Origin of the sequence: Desulfosediminicola ganghwensis, from assembly GCF_005116675.2 — a bacterium.
Taxonomy (GTDB): domain Bacteria; phylum Desulfobacterota; class Desulfobulbia; order Desulfobulbales; family Desulfocapsaceae; genus Desulfopila; species Desulfopila ganghwensis.
In genome coordinates, this window is sequence record NZ_CP050699.1 from 2275852 (window position 1) to 2294021 (window position 18170).

Annotated in this window: 17 protein-coding genes; 5 read left to right on the forward strand and 12 right to left on the reverse strand. The window is 46.6% G+C overall.

The genetic code is table 11. The features are described 5' to 3' along the window. Nucleotides 1–17 precede the first annotated feature (17 nt). From FCL45_RS09590 to FCL45_RS09600, 3 genes are all read left to right on the forward strand, one after another. Nucleotides 18–1316, forward strand: coding sequence for a (Fe-S)-binding protein (locus FCL45_RS09590; protein ID WP_136798860.1), 1299 nt, complete (start codon nt 18–20; stop codon nt 1314–1316). Between the two features lie 318 nt (nt 1317–1634). After that, nucleotides 1635–2318: a methylenetetrahydrofolate reductase C-terminal domain-containing protein gene (locus FCL45_RS09595; RefSeq protein WP_136798859.1), complete on the forward strand. Its 684-nt coding sequence runs from the start codon at nt 1635–1637 to the stop codon at nt 2316–2318. Between the two features lie 201 nt (nt 2319–2519). Continuing rightward, nucleotides 2520–3461 (forward strand): methylenetetrahydrofolate reductase, encoded by a 942-nt coding sequence (locus FCL45_RS09600; RefSeq protein WP_136798858.1) that lies wholly within the window; start codon nt 2520–2522, stop codon nt 3459–3461. Between the two features lie 602 nt (nt 3462–4063). Here FCL45_RS09600 and FCL45_RS09605 read toward each other — a convergent pair. From FCL45_RS09605 to FCL45_RS09655, 11 genes are all read right to left on the reverse strand, one after another. Beyond that, entirely contained in the window at nt 4064–4327 is a 264-nt protein-coding gene (locus FCL45_RS09605) for a hypothetical protein (protein ID WP_217907706.1), read from the reverse strand. 243 nt (nt 4328–4570) lie between these two features. After that, a complete protein-coding gene (locus tag FCL45_RS09610) occupies nt 4571–4741 on the reverse strand; it encodes a DUF3553 domain-containing protein (RefSeq protein ID WP_167495850.1) in 171 nt (56 codons plus the stop codon). A 512-nt stretch (nt 4742–5253) separates the two neighbouring features. Beyond that, a complete protein-coding gene (locus FCL45_RS09615; protein WP_167495849.1) occupies nt 5254–5406 on the reverse strand; it encodes a hypothetical protein in 153 nt (50 codons plus the stop codon). 92 nt (nt 5407–5498) lie between these two features. After that, the gene (locus FCL45_RS09620; RefSeq protein ID WP_136798856.1) at nt 5499–5699 is read right to left on the reverse strand and encodes a cold-shock protein; all 201 of its coding nucleotides are present in this window, start codon (nt 5697–5699) and stop codon (nt 5499–5501) included. A gap of 111 nt (nt 5700–5810) precedes the next feature. After that, nucleotides 5811–7076 (reverse strand): DEAD/DEAH box helicase, encoded by a 1266-nt coding sequence (locus FCL45_RS09625; RefSeq protein ID WP_136798855.1) that lies wholly within the window; start codon nt 7074–7076, stop codon nt 5811–5813. Nucleotides 7077–8180: 1104 nt separating this feature from the next. Next, nucleotides 8181–8837: a GntR family transcriptional regulator gene (locus FCL45_RS09630; RefSeq protein ID WP_136798854.1), complete on the reverse strand. Its 657-nt coding sequence runs from the start codon at nt 8835–8837 to the stop codon at nt 8181–8183. Between the two features lie 146 nt (nt 8838–8983). Continuing rightward, entirely contained in the window at nt 8984–10177 is a 1194-nt protein-coding gene (locus FCL45_RS09635) for a DegT/DnrJ/EryC1/StrS family aminotransferase (RefSeq protein ID WP_136798853.1), read from the reverse strand. 276 nt (nt 10178–10453) lie between these two features. Then, the gene (gene serC / locus FCL45_RS09640) at nt 10454–11650 is read right to left on the reverse strand and encodes a 3-phosphoserine/phosphohydroxythreonine transaminase (RefSeq protein WP_167495848.1); all 1197 of its coding nucleotides are present in this window, start codon (nt 11648–11650) and stop codon (nt 10454–10456) included. Between the two features lie 505 nt (nt 11651–12155). Then, a complete protein-coding gene (locus FCL45_RS09645; protein ID WP_136798851.1) occupies nt 12156–13448 on the reverse strand; it encodes a TRAP transporter large permease in 1293 nt (430 codons plus the stop codon). Next, complete coding sequence (locus FCL45_RS09650) at nt 13445–14050, reverse strand: TRAP transporter small permease (RefSeq protein ID WP_136798850.1); 606 nt, start codon at nt 14048–14050, stop codon at nt 13445–13447. The genes FCL45_RS09645 and FCL45_RS09650 overlap by 4 nt, the downstream gene beginning before the upstream one ends. Nucleotides 14051–14108: 58 nt before the next feature. After that, on the reverse strand, nt 14109–15104 hold the full coding sequence (locus tag FCL45_RS09655; RefSeq protein ID WP_136798849.1) for a TRAP transporter substrate-binding protein: 996 nt from the start codon (nt 15102–15104) through the stop codon (nt 14109–14111). A gap of 341 nt (nt 15105–15445) precedes the next feature. Here FCL45_RS09655 and FCL45_RS09660 point away from each other — a divergent pair, with 341 nt between their 5' ends. Both FCL45_RS09660 and FCL45_RS09665 read left to right on the forward strand, forming a co-directional pair. After that, nucleotides 15446–15631 (forward strand): hypothetical protein, encoded by a 186-nt coding sequence (locus FCL45_RS09660; protein ID WP_136798848.1) that lies wholly within the window; start codon nt 15446–15448, stop codon nt 15629–15631. Nucleotides 15632–15758: 127 nt separating this feature from the next. Continuing rightward, entirely contained in the window at nt 15759–16535 is a 777-nt protein-coding gene (locus FCL45_RS09665) for an SDR family NAD(P)-dependent oxidoreductase (protein WP_136798847.1), read from the forward strand. 964 nt (nt 16536–17499) lie between these two features. On the opposite strand, the gene FCL45_RS09670 is transcribed toward FCL45_RS09665, so the two are convergent. Then, a complete protein-coding gene (locus FCL45_RS09670; protein ID WP_136798846.1) occupies nt 17500–18144 on the reverse strand; it encodes a histidinol phosphate phosphatase domain-containing protein in 645 nt (214 codons plus the stop codon). Nucleotides 18145–18170 lie beyond the last annotated feature (26 nt).

The window sequence follows — 18170 nt, forward strand, 5'->3', positions numbered from 1 at the left end:
CATAAAAGGAGTCAATCATGTATGAAGGAGCTATTCGAATAGGCGGTAAAAAGAAAAGCAGGTTGATGGACCAGGTCAAGCAACTGCTGCCCGAGGGCGGCAATCTTGATATGTGCCTCACCTGCGGAGCCTGTACTTCAGGCTGCCCTGCAACGGGGCTGGAAGATATGGACCCGCGCAAACTGCTGCGCATGGCCGCCATGGGCATGGACGATGAGCTATTGGCCTCTGACTGGCCCTGGATGTGCACCATGTGCCAGCGTTGTATTTACGTCTGCCCTATGAAGATTGATATTCCCCAGCTGGTATTCAACCTTCGGGCTCTACGACCACGCGAGGAGCGCCCCAAAGGCATCCTCGGTTCATGTGATATGGCGCTCAGAAGTGACACCTGCAGTGCCATGGGGGCAAGCGAGGAAGACTGGAAGTTCGTGGTGGAGGACGTAGCCGAAGAAGTACGGCGGGATCAGCCGGGAATGGAGAACCTGCAGGCGCCCATGAATAAGGAGGGCTCCTACTTCTACCTTAACCAGAATTCCCGCGAACCGATGACCGAGCCGGATGAGATGGTTCCGCTCTGGAAGATATTAGATAAGGTCGGAGCCGACTGGACCTACGGATCCAAAGGCTGGGCAGCAGAAAATTACTGTCTGTTCCTTGCCGACAACAAGAGCTGGGAGCATATCATCAGGGTGAAAGCCAAGGCGGTGGATGATCTTGGCTGCAAGGTGTGGCTCAACACCGAATGAGGTCACGAACTTTTCGCAGTCCGGGCCGGACTGAAAAAATTCAACATCGAGCATAACTTCGAGATTGCCAGCATTATTACATATTACGCCAAGTGGATACGGGAAGGCAAGCTACCGGTAAACTCCGACTGGAACAAGGAGAGAAAGATCACCTTCACAGTGCAGGACCCCTGCCAGCTGGTACGAAAATCTTTTGGCGACCCGGTAGCCGACGATCTGCGTTTTGTGGTGAAGCAGGTTGTGGGTGAAGAGAATTTCATCGATATGGCGCCGAATAAATCCAACAACTATTGCTGCGGCGGCGGTGGTGGTTTTCTGCAGTCAGGCTTCCCAGAAGCCCGGCGGGAATATGGACGTCTGAAGTTTGACCAGATCAAGGATACCGGAGCGCAATACGCCATCACCCCCTGCCATAACTGCCACGCCCAGGTGCATGATCTGGCAGAGCATTTCGGCGGCGAGTGGCACACCCTGCATCTCTGGACGTTAATATGCCTCTCCATGGGGATGCTGGGTGAGAATGAACGTGTATATCTTGGGCCGGATCTGGCTGAGGTCGGCCTGTAGCGCGAATATCTCAGGAGCATTTTGTCGAAACTCAAGAGGGGGATCCATTATCAATGCTTGAAAGTACCTACAAGAATAAGGGTTTCGACAAAATGCTCACCAGAGCTGCCCTGAAACAAATGCTCTTGGAGTGCAGCCCATGCGGTGCCATCTTCTTCAGTATTTTGGCTGTCAAAGTAGTTCACTATGATTTACAGCCCAAAACTTCGAAGCTGACACCGTCTGAACTGACGAGAAATTCGAGCCAGCATACATTTTTTCAGAGGATCGGGGGGAAGGAATTGTTCAATTTCCCGGTCCATATTGGAGGACATTTTTATGATAGTTGCCAATAGAAAGCCTTTTGCCGAGATTAAGGAGATGCTTGAGGGGTATACCAAGGTCTTAAACGTCGGCTGCGGCACCTGTGTCTCTGTCTGTTTGACAGGTGGAGAGAAAGAGGTGGAGATCCTGAACACCGAGCTGGAGATGGCCAGGCGTCTCGATGACAACCCCATAGATATTCACGGTCATACCATCGAGCGTCAGTGTGATCGCGAATATCTGGCCGAGCTTGACGAGAAGATAGCAGAAGGTGAATTTGACGCGCTGATGTCCATGGCCTGTGGTGTGGGAATCCAGTTCCTGGCGGAACGATATCCCGATATCCCAACGTTTCCTGCAGTGGATACCAGTGGTCTTGCGGTTAATCAGGCGGTTGGCTGGTATGAAGAGCGTTGCAGATCCTGCAGTCAGTGTGTGCTCGGTTTTACCGGCGGTATCTGCCCAATCACCCTCTGTGCCAAAGGGCTGTTAAACGGCCCCTGCGGCGGGACGAATATGGGCAACTGTGAGATCTCAAACGATCAGCCGTGCGCATGGTTCAGGATTTATGAACGTCTCAAAGGTCAGGACAGGCTCGATGCGATAAAAAGCATTAACGTCAGCCGTGGCTGGAAAGATCAGTCTCCAAGAGATCTGCTGCAGCCGGGATATAAAAAACCGGAGAGCATGGCCAAATAGTTGAAACCCGAAAGCGGTGCTTTTTCTCTAACTGATCGTTGTTCAATGATTTTTACCCTTGGGGGATTTGCTATATGGTTCCGGTAAAATGAATCGAATCTCTCGATTTAGAAGAAAATCAATCGCTTCGGGATAGATGCTAATTGACTGAACGTAAATGGTATCATTTCCTCGCTACCATCAATAATCAGAGGATTACATATGAGCACAGAAACGAAAGTAAATCCCAAGAGCAACCTGGAAAAGGTGCTGACAGGTGGCCACTTTGCTTTTACCGGAGAACTCGGTCCCCCAAGGGGTACCGATGCCCAAGAGGTAAAAGAGAAAGCCCGCTTTCTAAAAGGCAATGTCGATTCCGTCAACATCACCGATAATCAGACTGCAGTGGTGCGAATGTCAAGTTGGGCGGCATCGCTTCTGATCCTCGAAGAAGGTCTTGAGCCCAATTACCAGATGGTCTGCAGGGACAGAAACCGCCTTGCCATGCAGGCGGATATTCTGGGTGGAGCTGCCCTGGGCATAAAAAACATGCTCTGCCTCTCCGGTGACCATCAGCAGTTCGGCGATCACCCGGATGCCAAAGGTGTTTTCGACATCGATTCGATCCAGCTGATAGCCATGGTTAAACAGATGCGGGACGAAGGAAAGTTTTTAAGCGGTGGCGAAATTGAGCATCCGCCCGGGATGTTTATCGGCGCAGCTTCCAATCCTTTTGCTGAACCGTTTGAATGGCGTGTGGATCGTCTGGCCAAAAAGATTGAGGCGGGTGCAGACTTTATTCAGACCCAGTGCATCTATAACATGGATCGTTTCCGCGAATTCATCCATGTTGCCAATGAAGAGGGGCTGACGGATCAGGTCTATATTCTTGCCGGGGTAACTCCCATGAAGAGTATCGGTATGGCCAGGTATATGAAGAGCAAAGTTCCCGGTATGGATGTACCTGATGAGATCATCGATCGTTTAAAGGGGGTCGAGAAGAAGAAGGTCGCCGATGAAGGCATCAGGATAGCCTGCGAACAGATTGAAGAGTTCAAGGAAATGAAAGGGGTCCACGGCGTGCATATGATGGCGATCGAGTGGGAGCATAAAGTTCCTGAGATTGCCGAGAGGGCAGGGGTGTTACCTCGTCCGGGACTGTAATCTTTCTTTTGGAGTGATACTGCCACAGATTCAAACCCGGCTCCTGTCGGAGCCGGGTCACTATTGAAGGTTTCGTCCCAATAGTAACCTGGGTGAAGTCGTATTTGCCAACGATGAAGTCACCGTTCAAACAGGCCAAGGGGGATACATCTGCAGAAAGCCGGGCTTGTGAGGTATAAAAATTTTCTAGCTATCAAAATTGTATAGAGCTCCCTTCATGGCAATTCAGATAGGCGTTAATTGAACCTGGAGAGCCAGATGGGGCGTTGATAACCACTAAAGCTCAGCTTCAGGGAGAGAGGTGTTCGGAGAAAGGTGATTGGACTGACAACTTAAAGCTAAAAAGCTCTTCTCTACAAGCCGATTGCAGAATTGTCCAGGGATTGGGCACTGGCCAATCGGTCACGTTTCACAATGAACCTTTATAACCTCATCTTTTCAAGCTGAAGATCAGGGGCAAACAGATCTGATTTTACTCTGTCCTTCGTTGGTCGCCCTTCCTTAACATCACAAGCGGTTACTGTTAAGGAAGAATCTAACGTTTCGGGTGATGGCTGCAAGACGAAGATTGCCAAAGCAAATGTTTTCTAATTGAATACAACCTAAGTCATCACGCCAAAAGGGAATTTCTTGCCTCCCAGATCTCTGTTTTTTGAGTTCTTCACTGTATTCTGCCCCAGAAGCTTGACCTTTTTGGCAGTTAGGCAATGCTTGTCTATGTGGCACTCGAACTCAACCGTTACACCAATCTTCAAAAATTGACAGTTTACCAGATCAGCCTTACGAACCATTATGTCCGGACCATTTCCGTTTTCGAGAAATCCGGTGCCTTTGTCACGGAACCATTTTTTAACTACTGTTTGCAAAAATATACCTCCAATTTGTTATTGAATTCTATAAGATTTCATAGAATTGAACATAATCATAGCCAATAACCAACATTCTTTTGTCGAACCAATGCGTTTTAGAGAATCTGCTAAAATATGAAAGAGGCAATTCTATTCTGAAGCCAATGAAACAAAGCAACGAACCGTTGGATGGATGGGCAACTTCTTATCTGGGATTTGCCTGTATGTCTTCAATATTACAGAGCATGAGGCAATCAAGACCTATGAAATCTTAGTAAGATATTTTGAACCTTTGGCGATGGATATTTTCTTGTTGCCTTCAAAGATAACTCTAATCACACCACCTTTTTCTACAGTAACAATTTTTCCAATACCCCAATCCGCTTTCTTGTTGTGTCGAACTTTTTCACCTGCATATAATATTCCACTCATTAATTTCCCTCCAGGAAAATATTTAAACACCAACATACTATTATAAACCTTAATCGTATAAAGGTCCCAGGTTTTATAATAATTATAGATGTGGCCTCTTCGGGTAACACGGCAGTCCACAAATTATATTTGGCCGAAATTGATTAATCGCTTTAAAGATGCTGGTGGAGATCGCAACAAAGTAGGTCTCATCCAAGATGTTGTTTTACCAGGGGTTAACCTGGCAAATACGAGCCACTGAAACCTTTGGAACAAGGGCGTGGGGCACCTCAGCCTTGGTGCGAGTATTTGGTATAAACGAGATGAAACCCCATCTTTTTTTCTGGTGATAAAAGGTCGTTCTCGGTTTTGAGGTACTTGGCCAAGTCCGCGGCCAGAGACTGCACCAGTTACTTTTCAGGTCGAAGTAAATTGATTGTAAGCAGTTAGATAATTTTATTTATAGACTCTCAGGCGGCAGGAAGATAAGAGAGTTCTGGTAAAAGCTGTATTTTGTATAGGTCGATCAGTTCTTAATTTTTGGATTCTGTGGTGGAGGTGTTCTCCTGATCCTCTTCCGGACTGTTCTGTTTATCTAGCTTGCGCTGCCTCTTATCCTCTTTTTTCTTTTTCTTTTCCAGTTCCTTTTGGCGCTTTTCAAATGAATAGTTTGCTTTTCTGGCCATGATTTTCCTCGGGAAAGTTTAATTCAATTGCTGCCAAGAATGTACAAAGTAAAGACCCTGCCAGGCAGGGTCTTTACTTTGTACGACAGCTATTACAGCTGGACTACATTCGCTGCGGCTGGTCCTTTCGGACCATCTACAATCTCGAAGCTCACGCGTGCATTTTCTTCTAGGGTCTTGAAGCCTTGAGCCTGAATTGCTGTATGGTGGACAAATACATCTTTGCCGCCATCTTGCTCAATAAAACCAAAACCTTTAGCATCGTTAAACCACTTAACTGTTCCTTCAACCATTTTGTGATACTCCTGTGTACCTGGTTCCCTTGGGAACCTTTTGTTAAAAGCCATGCCATCAGTTGTGGCTTGGCCGGTCATCCGGTTGTTCCGGATGGAATGTTTTTATTCTCAGCTTGAAAGACTATTGATTCCAAAGTCAAAGGACGTAGCCTTGCTTCGATTGCTCTTTCTCGGAGCAGTACGAGCCGGATGCCTTTTCTGGCTAGTCTTTCTGTAAGGGGCTGAGGTACCCTTTGGGTTTGTTGTATTATCTTTGACGTCACCGAAAGATTCGATCTGTTCAAGATTCATCTTTTTACCGAGATTTTTTTCGATAAGAGAAATAATTATACGATCATCTCTGTCGGCGAAAGTGATGGCACTACCGCTTTTTTTAGCACGCCCAGTCCGTCCGGTTCTGTGGGTATATGTTTCTGCTGTATCAGGCACGTCGTAGTTTATTACGTGGGAAACGCCGGATACATCTATTCCACGTGCAGCAATGTCTGTTGCGACAAGAATCCTGTAGGTGCCGTCACGGAAGCCATCCATTGCACGTCGACGACTTTGCTGGGAAAGATTACCCTGGATAGAGGCTGCTTTGAGGCCTGCTTTTTCAAGCTGTAATGCAAGATTTTTCGCCTTATGCTTGGTTCGGGTAAATACCACGGTGCTCGTCATTTCCTGCCTGGTCAACAGATTTTTGAGTAGAGAGGTCTTCTGTGCTTTCCCGACATTGATGAGGGTATGGGAGATCGTTGCCGCAGGTAATGCGTGATCGATCTGAACGGTACATGGGTCTACCAGAATCTCTTCGATAAGGTGTCTGATTGCTTTGGGCATAGTAGCGGAAAAAACCAGAGACTGCCTTTTGTTTGGTAACTGCTTGATGATTCGACGAATATCAGGGAGGAAACCTTTGTCGAACATATGGTCTGCTTCATCAAGAACAAATGTTTCCACGTCCCGAAGTGAAATACCCTGCTCTTTGAGGAGATCAAGAAGACGTCCCGGACAGGCTACGATTATGTCAACCCCGGAACGAATTGCTTTTATTTGGGGTTGCTTTCCTACACCGCCATATACGACGACACTGCGAAGTGCAGTCCCATTTGTCATACTGGTGATTGTATCATGAATCTGTTGTGCCAATTCTCGTGTGGGGGCGATGATTACTGCCCGTGTTTTTTTGGATGATCCTGTTATCAGTTTCTGCAGTATCGGTAAGACAAAAGCTGCAGTTTTGCCGGTACCGGTTTGGGCAAGCCCAAGAACATCCTGACCCGCGAGGATCGGCGGTATTGTTTTTTCTTGTATAGGTGTTGGGGTGGTGTAACCACAGGAGGATATGTTGCTAGTGATGGAAGGGTGAAACCGAAAATGCTCGAAACTCATTAAAACTCCGTTGAGATCTTATAGTGTGTAGCCAAGGCTTACCAAGGCTTGAAAGTGCGTACAATGGGTGAGCGCCGATCAACTGCGAAACTCAGTTCAATGTGGAACCTGAGTGTAAATCAACAGCTATTGACCAGATGCAGAACGGTCATCAAAAGTACACCTTCATACTGATTCCTGTTTAAGTAAACAGTATAAACTTCTATGGTTGCGAACTACGCTAAGACATAAACGAGGTTTACGAGGAGAACATAAAGGAATTTAACTTCTACTTTGTAGGATTGTCAGGATTAATATACTCGTCCTGAGCAATAGTGCAATAAAATAATAATGTTTTCTTAAAATTACCATTTCCTGTATGAGCAAAAAGCTTTTTTTTCAGAGCTATTAGAAGCGTAATTTCAGCCAGATACATGGATGGTGATTTGATTGTTGAACCAGCCGCATAGAATGCTGGTGATTAGCAGAAAAAGACAAATACGTGTTCGGTAGGGCAGTCACAGCGAATCGTGCCTGGCAGACTTTTAACTCTTTACTCACAAGACAGCCAGGTCTCCCGGGTTGGGTTTGATTTCACGCAGATAAATCAGGTAGGCGGAAGGGGGTACGAGGTGCATGGTACGCCAATTGAGTTGGAGCATAAATCGCCGGAGATTGCTGAGAGGCCTTTGACTGGAGGTGTGATATTATTTTTGAATTCAACCTGCCAAATATTGAAACCCGGCTCCTTTAGGAGCTGGGGCCATATTCAAGGGCATGCCAGTCACCAATATATCGTTGGAATATACAAAGCATTCTAGCTCAAGCCAATAGAGTCATACCCAGGTCGACAAATCAAGTCTTTGCCTCATAATGCCCGTGGCAATCCCAACCACCCCCGTTCAGGAGATACTTGGATTGCCATGAACATTATCATTTGCTTGCCATCTAATTGGTTTCCTGTATCATTTTGTTTTCAAAATACTCAATGATCGCCATTTCAAGATTAATTTTATCTTACCGGAATAGATGGAACTTCCAATAGTTCACTGGAGTATTGCGTGAAAAGCTTTTGTGGTGGAAACGGTGAGGGGAAAGGACCACTCTTGCTATTCTGAAGTGCTTTTAATAAGGCATTCTGACTATTGTGGCATATGTTTCTTTGATGATCTCCAGCCCACTTTCAATATTGATTGCAATAGACTTTTTAAGTCCCTCGCGGTCCTGGTTTTTTAGGGCTTCGATAATTAAATCATGCTCTTTATTGAATTTCACGGAGTGCTCTTTATCTCGTCGATAAATATTGAGTACACTCTCCACTGCCCCTCTTAATGTCCTGGCAATATTGCATAAGTGAGGGAGGTTTGAAGCATCATAAATGAGAAAATGAAAATTGCTATCCAGGTGGTGATGATTCTTGGGGGTCTGCTGCATGGCAACATGGAGTTCCTCAAGTTTAAGGATATCCGCATCGGTTATGTTTTCCATTGCTTCAGCAGCAAGTTTAGCCTCTAAATCTATTCGCAGATCAAAAATGTGAAATATTTCCTTCTCGGTGGGAGGTGTCCCGACAATAGCGCCTTTATACGGAATATTTTTTATCAGTCCGGTTCGATCGAGCCTCATTAAAGCTTCCCTGATTGGACCACGCCCTATGTTCAGTTCCTCTTCAAGATCGTACAAGATAAGACGGGAACCTGGCAGTTTTTCGCCCCTCAGGATCATGTCCCGTATAATCTCATACGCTTTCAGTGATTTCATGGAAGACTTAGTGCTTTCCATTACAATACCTTTTTTAAATTTTAGAATGGTGTTTATTGCATTTTTTCAATATTCGGTTAATGCCACCGCTTTTCTTGTCACTGCAGTCGATTGATCTTATTGAGAAATCAGAGTGATTTCAGCAGCAAATGTCCTGGGCTATTGGCTCACAGCGGCACAGTATGAGCGACACTTTTTATAATGTCGAGAATTATTTTACAATCCTCTTCACTAAATGTAAGCGGAACACGCATATCACACATAGTACTGAGAATACGATCTGTACGGGGAAGAGAAGGGATTTCGCTAAAATACTCCCAGCTTGAATAGACACTAGTAAACCCAACAGGCTCTTTGTTGCCGAACCATTTGAGCTCAACACCCCGGTCTAAACAGGCCTGGAGAAACGTTTTTATGGTCTCTTTATCTTCGACATCCAAAGAAAACTGGATGGAGCTTCCCACATACGATTCCCTGGGGTCTCTTCTCGGGCAGCTTATTCCATTAATATCATTCAGCCCTTTCTCCAGAATCCGGTAGCGCCTGTTCCAACGTGCACATTGCCCATCCAGCTTCCGCAATTGAGGCCGCAGTATGGCCGCCCGAAGGTTATCCATACGGCATGAATAGTTAGGAACTATACTTTTTATGCATTCAAACACATCCCTGTCCGGTCGTGCAGTGTGACGTTCATATAACATATATGACCCTGAATGGAAGATAGCCCGGGCAATAACCTCGGGATCATCGGTCACAAGCAGTCCGCCTTCTCCGGAATTGATATGTTTATAAGTCTGGGTGGAAAAGCAGCCTACCTTGCCAAACGATCCAGATTTCTTGCCGTTCCATGATGCCCCGAGGGTATGGGCACAATCCTCGATGAGGGTCAGGTCATAGGTCTTGCAGATCTCCATAACCCGGTCCATATTTGTAATGTGCCCCCTCATGTGAGAGAGCATAAACCATTTCGCTTCCCCGGCCTTGCTTTCCAAGTCATCAAGGTCAATGGTGTAGTCTTCTGTTATCTCGACAAGTTCTATGTCTGCACCTGCGTTTTCTATTGCTCCCGGAACGGGGGCTAAGGTATAGGCATTGCACAAAACTTTATCCCCGGGGCGTACACCCAGAGATTTCAGAGCCAGATACATGGCGCTCCCGCAGGATGCGCAGGCAAGACAGTATTTCTTACCCAGATATGCTGCAAATTCTTCTTCCAGGAGAGCAACATCACCTTTTTCTTCGCTATTGACATTATACCTGTGGAGTCTGCCGGTCCTGAGAATGTCGAGAGCTTTTCCCATCCCTTCCTCACAAATGGGCTCCTGTTTGGTGAAATCCTTTGTAAATACGTGTTCCGACATCTTCGCTTGTCCCTCCCGGAAGGTTAAGAGGCAGAATGTTAGCAGACTGTAAAATCCCAATTAATTTCAATGGAATGTATGGGCTGGAAATCCAGGGCCCCTGCTCTTTTTATGCGTGCCATGCCAGTGACAGGACCTGTGAACAGGTCCTGTCACCAGGAAACAGTCTTGTGTCTCCGGAAAGCCGCGACCCAAAAAAAATCTGGTAAGCACCTTGAATGGTATAATATATTTCTCAAAGGAAATTATACTTTTACCACCATGATGCACGATCGGCTACGCCGAATATTTGCTCGCGAACTGTTGCATGAAATCAGCGAGGGCGGCGGCGTCCTCTTCAGTGATTGCATTATACAAGCTCGCTCTGAGATAATCTCCCACCCCAAAGGGTGTGAGGGTGCGCAGCCCAACTATACCCTCGTTCCAGCTCTGAATGAGAAATTCTTCGGTTAATTTTTCGTCCCCCCCTTTGATATTGAAGGGGATATTCATACGGCTTCTCAACTTTTTATCTTGCACAGGTGTGCTATAGAAGCCGTCAGAGTTATCGATGACATCGTAAAGGATACGGCTTTTGGCGATGGAACGGCGCTCGTTCTCCGCTACGCCGCCTTCGCGCTCAAGCCAATCCATGAGGAAACTCACGACTTCGATGTTGAAGGTCGCGGCGGTATTCCAGAGGTTGTCTGCCTCCACATTGGTTGTGTAATTAAAAACCCCGGGGCAGAAGGGGGATGCCTTGTCTTTTCCAAGAAGATCCTTGCGCACGATGGTCAGGGTGACACCCGGGTGACCAATATTTTTCGACGCACAGGCAAAGAGTACTCCAACACCGTCGGCGTGCCAATCGATCGGCTTCGTTGTGAAGTCCGAACTTGCATCGATGACCAGGGGGATCTCCCGGCGCGACTCTGGAAGTCTGGGAAGCCTGTGCAGCTCAACGCCATTTACGGTCTCATTGGAGCAAAGAAAGACGTATTTACTCTTGGGATCAATATCCTCTTCTTTCAGCTCGGGGAAGGTCGTATACCCCCCCGTTTGAGGGTCCCTTCCATCAATGGCTTGAACGGTACAGTACCTCTGAGCTTCTTCGCTGGCCCTCTCTGTCCACGTGCCGTTAACGATGTATGTCGCAACGTCCGAGGTGTTATGGCAGAGGTTCAACGGTACGGCGGCAAACTGCCCGTGGCCGCCGCCATGTGTAAACAGCACCTCGTAGTCATCCGGTATCTCCATGATTCGTCTGACAGACGATGTTACGTGGTTGAGTATATCCAGGAACTCCGGTGAACGGTGCGATAATGCGAGAGAAGTGAGCCCGGGTTTTTGGAAGCTGGCAGCAATCTCGTCCTCGACCGCTTTGGGTAAGGATGTAGGTCCAGGACTGAAGTTGATGAGCTTTACCGAAGGGGAGGCTGGCCTGAGTGACCCAACAAGGGCAGGGTGAGAATTCTCATTTATTGTGGTTGTCATTTTCTTATTCCGAATTGTCATTATGGGTAAAAGGGACCAATATTCAGTCCGGTTAAATACGGGCTACAAGTGGTCTATCCCGACACCGATGACCAGAAGAGCCTTTTAGACATTGGACATCATACGCGCTGGCAAGGGCCGACAAGATACGCTGGGAGAGACAGGGCAGGTTTGAATGGTTCTGTAACAAGCTTGTAGGAAAAGGTGCTGATATTCAGGCTTTCGCTTGTACCGATTGTCGTATGATCTCCCAAAATGTACCAATTATGTACCTCGATGCTGCAAATCTTATCGCCAAAGAATTGGTACCACATCATTCTCTCTAAATTCGAGGGTGTTCAGGTACCACAAGTTATATACAAAGCCGAGCAAGCCCCTGGTCATAATTACATTGATGTTCCGGTAACTTCGTACAAACGTTTCGGGCGTATCTGTGTATGGTTGACTGCGGAGTTGCAATAAACTGGGTGTCACACCTGTATGAGTGAGGATACCCGGCTATAATTCACTGAAAAACAGTATTAAGAACATTGGGCAGCCATAAGGTCAGCCCTGGCAAATATGCTATGAGAAAGACAACAAAGACACTGACAAAGACAAACGGCAGGGCATTGACGGAGATCTCTTCCAGGGTAGCTCGTGCGACTCCGGAGGCGATAAACATATTTTCGCCAAGCGGTGGGGTGGCAAATCCAATTTCACAGCAACATACCAACACAACACCAAAATGGATGGGGTCTACCCCTAAGGAGACCATCACGGGCAAGAGCACAGGAGTGACCAGCATTATGGTGGCCAGAGTTTCCATAAACATCCCCATGAACAGGAGGAAAAAGATTATCAATGCCCAGATCACGTAGAGGTTGTCGGTGAGATTCAGCAGTCCCTTGGCGATGAGATCAGGAATGTTATTGAGGGTGAGAAGATGGCCAAAGGCAAGGGCTGTGAACATGATGATCAGCACTCGGCCAGTAATCCATGTGGTGCTCTCCAGGGCCTTCATGACCCCGCCGAGTTCTATTTCTTTATAGATGAAAATACCGACAAAGAGAGTATAGAAAATCGAGACGATAGCAGCCTCGGTCGGTGTAAAAAAACCGGTGTAGATCCCGCCCAGGATAATGACCGGAGTAAGGAGCGCCCAGAACCCGTCTCTCATTGTCTTGAGAATTCCCTGGGCGGAAATCTCTTTGCCGTCTCCCTCATACTGTCTGCGCCTGGATATGAAATAGTTCATGCCCATGAGGCCAACAGCCAGCATCACACCGGGGATAAACCCTGCAATGAAAAGGTCTGCAATCGACTCCGATGCGGTAACACCATAGATAACCATGGGGATGCTCGGGGGAATGACTACACCCAGACCTCCGGACGATGAGGTAATAGCTCCGGAATAGCCTCTGTCATAACCGTGCCTGACCATTGCCGGAATCATCAACATACCTACTGCGGCAGTGGTAGCAGGACCTGAGCCAGAGATTGCGCCAAAGAACAGACAGGACAAAACCGTGGAAGCAGCCATACCACCAGTGAAAGGCCCCGCTAAGGCTTCGGCGACTGCAACCAGTCGTTTTGATATCCCGGCTGATTCCATCAACGCCCCGGAAAGGATAAATGCGGGAAGGGCCATGATAGGGAAAGAATTGACGGAGGTATAGGCAATCTCAACAAGGCCTTCAAGAGGCTTGCCGCTGACAAGCATACCGCCCATTGCCGCAGCGCCGAGGGATAAGGTAATGGGAGCACCGAGGAGCAGTAACCCAATAAATGAGACGAAAAGAACCGCTGTAACACTCATTGCATCACCTTATCCTTTGAACTCATGCTTTCATATGCTTCAGTTTCGATTCTATCCACGTCAGCAATTTCAATTTTCAGGACATATTTCATTATATTTACCTGAATAATCCGCATGGTCATCAGAGTGAAGGCGATAGGAAAAATCAGGAATACATAGGCCATAATCCAGTCGAGAGTCGGAGAATATTCCGGATACTGAAACCCTTCTTTGATTACGTTGATACTGAAGAAAATCATGGTGGCGTTAAAAGCAATCCAGACAAGATCCGACAGCAGCATCGAAATATTTCCGACGAATTCGGGAAACAGCTTGAACTGGAAAGTGACCCTGTTATGGGCAGCGAGTCGTGCCGCATACGTTGCACCAAAATAGACAAACCAGACAAAAGCGAATCGTGATAGCTCTTCACCCCAGGGCAGAGATGCAGGCAGGTCATATTTGTCAAAAAAAACGATATAATGGGACAGAGTATCCATTAAGCCAAACACCAGCCTGAGAACAATCTGCAAAAAGAGCAGACACACAAAAAAAACCAGCAGGATCTGACAGAGATAGCTCTCTAAATTGTCCAATACTTTCAAAACTGTTTTGGCTCGCATAAATGACTCCGATCTTTCGTAATAACCTGCCCGCAAGTAACGGGCAGGTTATTAAAATCTAACGTCCAAGTGCTGTTACAACCTCATCCACGGCAGCTTTTCCGCCTACACTGTCATAAAATTTCGGCCAGACCTTCTCCATTGCAATCTTTGCCCACTGATCTTCATCTTCGATGTCGTTATATGCGACACCTTCTTTGATCATGTTTTGTTTTGCTGTTTCAGCTCCGGTAAGGCTGAACATGAGATTATACTGCTGCGCCTCTATACCAGCCCGGGTGAACATTGCCTGATCTTCCGGGGAGAGGGATTGAAAAAATTTCTCTCCGAAAACAAGGGGCTGCAGGGAAAAAAGATAATGGCATTCAGAGGTGTAATTCTGCACTTCATAAAACTTCATGGTGTAGTTGACCATATGGGGATTGTCCTGCCCGTCAACAACCTTTTGCTGCATGGCGGTAAAGGTCTCCGGCCATGCCATGGGCACTGGTTCCGCATCAAGTGCTTTCCAGGTTTCAATCATGATTGCATTCTTCGGAACCCTGATTTTAAGCCCTTTGAGATCTGCAAGTGTATTGACAGGTCTTTTGGAGTTGGTCAGGACGCGGAAGTTAGAATACCCCCATCCCAAGGGACGGATACCTGCTTCCTTAACAAGAATTTCTCTCCACTTATTGCCAAGATCACCAGTCGTTGCTTTTACCGCATCATCGAAGCTCTGTAAGAGATATGGCAAGGTCAGAACGCCTAATTTCTTAGCAAAGGGAGTGACGTTATTAATGGCCACAACCGCTCCATCAATGGAACCCCTTCTGGCATCCTTGACCATTTTTTGTTCGTCACCGAGTTGCCCGCCTGGGAAAATATCGACTTTGTATCTTCCACCACTGGCTTTTTCCACGATATCTTTAAAACGTAAGGCCAGAACGCCCTGATCGGAGTCAATGGGGTCTCCCAGGCCTATTTTCAAAGTCTTTTCTGCAAATGCAGATAGCGGCACTGTGAACGTCACAACCAACAGAGCCATCAAACACAACATCGTTAACCGTTTCATACATCCTCCAATTTTTTTCAGTTTTTACATCTGATTGTCTGCAAGCAGCAGGCAACCTCAGAAAGCCCAGTTATATAAAACGGGCACGAACTTATCGCCCAGGTACTGGTGATTCGATGTATGCCAATCAGTTGTCAGCAGGTAGAAAAATAACAAAAATGTTAAAGTTATGTAAAATTTTATAAAATGTTTTTTTTGTGTTGTCAACATTTTATAAAATATATTATAAAATGTTACTGGGTGTAGAACTGCGACCGGCGACTACCCAAACTTAACGGGAAGTCGGAGGGGATACGCGGCCTGCAGATTTGTGTTAATGAAGGAAATGCGCCGATAAACCTATGGAATTGTTTGGAGATACAGGCAGTGTGGTCGTGACAGAAACAAAAGAATTATTTCTTAAAGGGATGACCGAATTGCCCGCCTTTAGGTTATGGCGAAGGCAGGAAAATCAAGCCGACACAGCGGCTGAAGATATTTTTCACTGTGATGTACCGTACCACAAATGGCTGTTTGATCGCAGTTGAGGCATCTGGTCTTCGTCAGTGCATCATGACAAGAATTTATGGGAGCGCGTAACAACATTGTGGCCACATTTGCCTGTCTGAAATCAGTGTCGTGGCCATATAAAGATATTGTCTGGAGTTTAACGGAATGAAAATTATTGATAAGTTATTTGACCTTAACGGTCGTGTTGCACTTGTTACCGGCGGCAACTCAGGAATTGGCAGAGCTATTGCGTTCTGTCTTGCCGAAGCAGGCGCTGCCGTTATCCATGTGGCAAGAAAAGAAGAACCATTAAAGGATGCTGTCAATGATGTGTTAAATATAAACGGGAAGGCAGCGTATTTAACCTGTGATGTGGCTGATATGGATGCTCTGGCTGAAACAGCAGAAAAATCGGCGTCATTTTTCGGAGCACCTGATATTCTGGTGAATGCTGCTGGTATTAACATGCGGCAGTCCTGGGAAAACATCAGCACCGATAGTTGGGACAAGCAGATTGATATTAATTTGAAGGCACCTTTCTTTCTGGCGCGACACCTTATTCCAGGCATGAAAGAAAAAGGGTGGGGAAGAATCATCAATATTGCCTCACTTCAATCAGAACGTGCGTTTCCAAACAGTGTGCCCTACGGTGCCTCCAAAGGCGGAGTAGTGCAGTTAACCAGGGCTATGGCTGAGGCATGGTCCGCTGATGAAAGTGGTATCACATGTAATGCTATTGGACCTGGCTTTTTCAAAACAGGTTTGACTTCAGGCCTCTATGGTCAGGAGCAGGTGATTGACGCCCTTGCCCGTCAAACCATTATTGGCCGAAATGGAGAGCTTGATGACCTGAAAGGCGTTGCAATATTTCTTGCTTCACCTGCGTCTGGTTATATTACTGGCCAGACGGTTTATGTCGATGGTGGCTGGACTGCAAAATAAATAGCCACGCCAGTGTTTCAGGATCGGTTCTTGACTTTTGCGAAGACCTCTTTCTAGGAGTCTGTCGGACTGACCACTTTAAGGCTCTGAGAATCGCATAATTTGATATCAGAGTCCAATAGGAGTCCACGGATTAAAGTAGAAAAAGGCTAAAGTCCGACAGCCTCCTAGTCAGAACTATCGGCATATCTGGTTCTAATACATTGAGTACCAGGGTCGTGACCCACAACGAACTTCTCTTCTAGTTTTGGGTCACGATTCTACCAGTACTATTATTTCAAGTTCCCCAAGGCCTCCTTTTGCTTTTAGGCAATACTCATTGGTCTCCTGTCAGAATAATCCAGGGCATATTCAGGAAAAGCCTTAACTGAGTATGTGCCTACTGTTGATTACCCTCACCTCGTGACCCTGACTATTTCGTACAGGAGGCTGGTCTGCCACTGAACGGCAGTTTGCTGATCAAGACCTTGGTTCACAGATACAGGAAGAATCTTCAGTAGCCCTTTTCTGCAATCCCATTAGATTGGCAATTGAAATCCTTAATCCTGCATCGAATGATTCTGTCGTGTAATCTTACATTCTGCCTAACACCGTAGAAACCCCAACCTCTGAGGTCCGTAGATGACGATAAACAGAAAGCACCTTTCGTTGGAGTAAGTGACAAGAATGACAAGCTTCGTCCTGGCAACGTTAAGGCTTATAATAAGTCGCAGACATTATGTGATCAGGATGGACATCTTCTTAACCCTGAGAGCTATAATCAAAGCTGCGGTTGCCAATATCAACTCCTCATAATCTTAAAAAGTGGAAACTCAAACTTCCCTTACAAAGATAACATATCAAAGGGTTCACATCAGCGGCATATGGTTAAGAGGCATGCGTAGGTGATTCAATGTGTTCCTGAATCTGCGAATCAAAGATATTAATTGCGACAAATTTGCCTGTTTGGATATGTCTTTTGCAATTAAACTCTGCTGACAATATCTTTCATATTTTGACGAATCTGCTGGTAGTCTTCCTTGCTGATGCCGGCACCGAGACCGACCTTTTCTGCCATCTCAGCAGAAAGGAAGTCGCTTGAATCGTGGGCATCGGCGTTAATGACCAGAGGTGCCCCGGTCTTTGCAGCCATCCTGGCGACATGACCATTGGTCAGGCTGTGGCCTTTGCGGCCTGAGAGCTCAAGGTAGGTGTTGTTTTCAGCTGCAAGAACTGAATCCTCCTCACTGAGAAAACCGGGGTGAGCCAAGATGTCAACTCCAGCCTCGAGCGCTGCCCTGTTTGTACCGGCAAGGACCGGCTCCACAGGTGTTTCCCCATGCACAACAACCAGTTGAGCTCCGAGTTCACGGGCTTTTATTGTTAATGGCTTGATTAACGATGGTGGAACATGGGTTAATTCAACACCGACGATGAGCCTGGTTTTCGTGACGGGATTGAGATCAGCAGCAACTCGGGCAAGATTTGGGATCAAGATATGCAGATTTGAGGAGTCTGCATGGTCGGTAATGGCGATAGCCTCGTAGCCGAGTGTTTCCACTCTCCGTAGGTGCTCTGAAGGAACAAAGGCGCCATCACTGAACAAGGTGTGGGTGTGAAGATCTATCATGTTGTTATCCTTTCAGGACGCTTGTC